Annotated in this window: 5 protein-coding genes; 2 read left to right on the forward strand and 3 right to left on the reverse strand. The window is 67.8% G+C overall.

From position 1 onward, the window contains the following. A partial coding sequence (locus tag G3N93_RS36645) for an iron ABC transporter permease (RefSeq protein ID WP_206135205.1) occupies window positions 1–420 on the forward strand: 420 nt, incomplete at its 5' end. Between the two features lie 4 nt (window positions 421–424). Beyond that, window positions 425–1,198, forward strand: coding sequence for an ABC transporter ATP-binding protein (locus G3N93_RS36650; RefSeq protein ID WP_206135206.1), 774 nt, complete (start codon window positions 425–427; stop codon window positions 1,196–1,198). A gap of 42 nt (window positions 1,199–1,240) precedes the next feature. Here G3N93_RS36650 and G3N93_RS36655 read toward each other — a convergent pair whose 3' ends face one another. From G3N93_RS36655 to G3N93_RS36665, 3 genes are all read right to left on the reverse strand, one after another. Then, window positions 1,241–1,711 carry an Lrp/AsnC family transcriptional regulator gene (locus tag G3N93_RS36655; RefSeq protein WP_011351482.1) on the reverse strand — a complete coding sequence of 157 codons (471 nt, stop codon included), beginning with the start codon at window positions 1,709–1,711 and terminating at the stop codon, window positions 1,241–1,243. Between the two features lie 247 nt (window positions 1,712–1,958). Further along, window positions 1,959–2,600 (reverse strand): NAD(P)-dependent oxidoreductase, encoded by a 642-nt coding sequence (locus G3N93_RS36660; RefSeq protein ID WP_206135207.1) that lies wholly within the window; start codon window positions 2,598–2,600, stop codon window positions 1,959–1,961. 131 nt (window positions 2,601–2,731) lie between these two features. Beyond that, complete coding sequence (locus G3N93_RS36665; RefSeq protein WP_089472448.1) at window positions 2,732–3,187, reverse strand: Rrf2 family transcriptional regulator; 456 nt, start codon at window positions 3,185–3,187, stop codon at window positions 2,732–2,734. Window positions 3,188–3,452: the final 265 nt, after the last annotated feature.

A 3,452-nucleotide genomic window follows, 5' to 3' on the forward strand; every position in this document is an offset into this window, starting at 1 on the left:
TGCGACGGGCTGCTGCTGATGGGGTCGGCCGCCGCGCTCGTGATCGCCTATACCGTGCGCTTTCTCGCGATCCCGGCCGGCAGCATCGAGGCCGGCCTCGCGCGCATCCCGCCGTCGCTCGAACAGGCGGCGCGTTCGCTCGGCGAGACGGCAGGCGGCACGCTGCGCCGCGTGCACCTGCCGCTGCTGCGGCCCGCGCTCACGACCAGCGCGCTGCTGGTATTCGTCGATGCGATGAAGGAATTGCCGGCGACGCTGCTGCTGCGTCCGCTGAACCTCGACACGCTCGCGACCTGGCTGTATGCGGAAGCCGCGCGCGGCACCTACGAGGAAGGCGCGGTCGCCGCGCTCGCGCTCCTGCTGGCCCGGCTGGTGCCCGTGATCCTGCTCGCCCACACCCGCCACAAGATCGGAGCCTGACACCATGAACCTGCTCGAACTCGCCGACCTCTGCCTCGCCTACGACACGCCGCACGGCCGCCGCAACGTGGTCGACGGGCTGAGCCTCGCGCTGCCGCGCGGCGACATCGGCTGCCTGCTCGGTGCGTCGGGCTGCGGCAAGACCACCGTGCTGCGTGCGATCGCCGGCTTCGAGCCGGTGCGCATGGGGCGCATCGTGCTGGACGGCGCGCCTGTCGCGGCGCCGTCGCTCGACGTGCCGCCCGAGCGGCGCCGCATCGGCATGATGTTCCAGGATTACGCGCTGTTCCCGCACCTGAGCGCGGCGGACAACGTCGCGTTCGGCCTGCGGCGCATGCCGAAGGCCGAACGGCGTCTGCGCGTCGCGGAGATGCTCGACCTCGTCGGCCTCGCCGATTCGGGCAACGCCTATCCGCACGAACTGTCGGGCGGCCAGCAACAGCGTGTCGCACTCGCGCGTGCGCTCGCGCCGTCACCGGAGCTGCTGCTGCTCGACGAGCCGTTCTCGAATCTCGACGTCGATACGCGCGAGCGGCTCGCGTTCGAACTGCGCGACATCCTGAAACGCACGGGCCACACCGCGATCCTCGTCACGCACAACCAGGCCGAAGCATTTGCGATCGCCGACCGGATCGGCGTAATGAAGGACGGCCAGCTCGCGCAATGGGATACGCCGTATGCGCTGCATCACCATCCGGCCAGCCCGTTCGTCGCGGATTTCGTGCGCCGCGACGCGCTGGCCGACGAACGCGCACGCGCACGGGCGCGCGGCCGCTGAACCCGCGGGTGCAATGCGCGCCCGCGGCCTTTCATTGCCGCGTCAGGCCGGCTCCGCAAGATCGCGCACGGGCAGCGCGGTCGAATACTTGATCTGCTCCATCGCGAACGACGAGCTGACGTCGAACAGCGGCACCGCGCGAATCAGTTGCTTATAGACGCGGTCGTAATCGTCGATGCCGGCCACCACGACGCGCAGCAGGTAATCGGTCTCGCCGCTCATCCGGTACACCTCGACCACTTCCGGCATGTCGCGCACGGCCTGCGTGAAACGCTGCGCCCATTCCTCGGTGTGCTGGTTCGTGCGGATCGCGACGAACACGGTCGTGCCGACCCCGAGCTTGCGCGGATCGCACAGCGCAACCTGCGCGCGAATCGCGCCGGTTTCCTTGAGCCGCTGCACGCGCTTCCAGCACGGCGTCTGCGACAGGTTCACGCGCTGTGCCAGTTCCGCGATCGGCAGCGTGGCATCCGCCTGCAACAGCTCCAGCAGCTTGCGATCGATGGCGTCCATTTCTCCAGTCCCTCGTAGATAGAAATTTATTCTATTCATCCTGCACAACGGGGAACAATATGGAAACGGCTGCGCCGCGTCGACCGGTATAAATACCGATCCGGTACCCGCCCGAAACGAGCGATTCAGCCAGTACGCGGCATGCACCAAATGAAACAGGCGATCCCGCCCGTGAAGGTGGAATCGCCCGAGGTTCCTGCACGTCGCGGCCAGCGCGGCGCCCGCGCGCCACCGGCCGGCGCACCGCTCAATACGCGACCGTCGCGATCTCGCGCACGAAGCTGTCTTGCTCGAGCGCGTCGACGAACGCGATCGCGTAGTCTTCCGCCGAGATCTTGCTGTTGCCTTGTGCGTCCACGATCAGCTTGCCGACGCCCGTGCGGAACGTACCCGTCCGCTCGCCCGGGGCGATCAGCGCGGCCGGCGCGAAGAACGTCCAGTCGAGATCGCCGACCGTCTTCAGGTAGTCGAGCGCATCGCGATGCGCGAGTGCGACCGCCTTGTACGCTTCCGGGAAACCTTCGCTGTCCACGAGTTGCTTGCCCGGTGCAACTTCGAGCGAACCGGCACCGCCCACCACCACGAGCCGCGTCAGCCCTGCCTGGCGCGTGCCGGCGACCAGCGCCTTCGCAGCCGCGACAACCTTCGCCGCATCATCCTGCTTCGGACCGTACGCGCTTGCGACGACGTCATGGCCCGGCAGCGCGGCTGCGATGCTGGCCGCGTCGAACAGGTCGGCCGCCTTCGCGGTGATGCCGTCGCCGGCTGCACCCGGATTGCGCGACAGCGCGGTCACGCGATGGCCGCGTCGTGCGGCTTCCGCGGCGATGCGCGAGCCGATCGTGCCGGTGGCGCCGAACAGCGCGATATTCAAAGTACGTTGCGTCATATCGATTCTCCAGTAATAAAAATATGTAACACAGTTAATTACATATAAGACCGAAAAAAAAACGGGGCAAAGCCCCCGTTGCGCCGGTCGCCGCGCCTCTCGCGCCGTCCGGCTTCCTGCCCTGCCGCCAGTCACCCGCCGGCGCGTGCCGCCTGTTGCGTGCGTTGCTCCAGGTCCAGCACGTCGGCCGTGACGTCAGCCAGCGTGCGGGTGCCAAGCGATGCTTCCATCGCTCGCTGCGCGTCGCCGATGTAGTCGATCAGCGCGCCCTGGATGTGCCGCCCGACGAGACACGCGGGATTCGGCGCCTCACGGTGCAGCGCAAACAGTTGCGCATCGTCGACCGCGCGATACACGTCGAGCAGCGTGATCGCGCCGGGCTCGCGCGCCAGCAGCGCACCGCCGCCCGCGCCCAGTTGCGACGTGGTCAGCCCTGCGGCCGCCAGCATCGACAGCAACCGGCGGATCAGCGCCGGATTCGTGTTCACGCTGCCCGCGATGATGTCGGACGACAGCGGCACGCCCTCCTGCATCGACAGCAAGGCAAGCACGTGGACGGCAAACGCGAACCGGCTGCTGGTATTCATTCCTGACTCACTTGACGACGCCGGCCCATCCCGCGGCCGGCGACATATGTAACTACTATAATTACATTTCGCGGATGATGCAAGCCCGCGTCACTCTCCGCTCGCGGGCTTGGCGCCTGACGCGTTCTGCTGGCTCCACTGCTGGAGCTTCTTGCCGGCTTCGGCGATCTTCGCGCCGGCTTCGGAAGCCGCATGCGCGACGACCGCAGACGCGGCCGCGTCGATCTGCGCCTGCGCGGCGGATGCGAGGCCGCTCGCGGACAGC

It is taken from the genome of Burkholderia sp. Se-20378 (assembly GCF_017104665.1).
GTDB classification, from domain to species: Bacteria; Pseudomonadota; Gammaproteobacteria; order Burkholderiales; family Burkholderiaceae; genus Burkholderia; species Burkholderia lata.

What these genes read in the sequence shown, in the direction of transcription:
- G3N93_RS36650 (WP_206135206.1), top strand. Translation starts at nt 425, where the DNA reads ATGAACCTGCTCGAACTCGCCGACCTCTGCCTCGCCTACGACACGCCG.
- G3N93_RS36655 (WP_011351482.1), bottom strand. Translation starts at nt 1,711, where the DNA reads ATGGACGCCATCGATCGCAAGCTGCTGGAGCTGTTGCAGGCGGATGCC.
- G3N93_RS36660 (WP_206135207.1), bottom strand. Translation starts at nt 2,600, where the DNA reads ATGACGCAACGTACTTTGAATATCGCGCTGTTCGGCGCCACCGGCACG.
- G3N93_RS36665 (WP_089472448.1), bottom strand. Translation starts at nt 3,187, where the DNA reads ATGAATACCAGCAGCCGGTTCGCGTTTGCCGTCCACGTGCTTGCCTTG.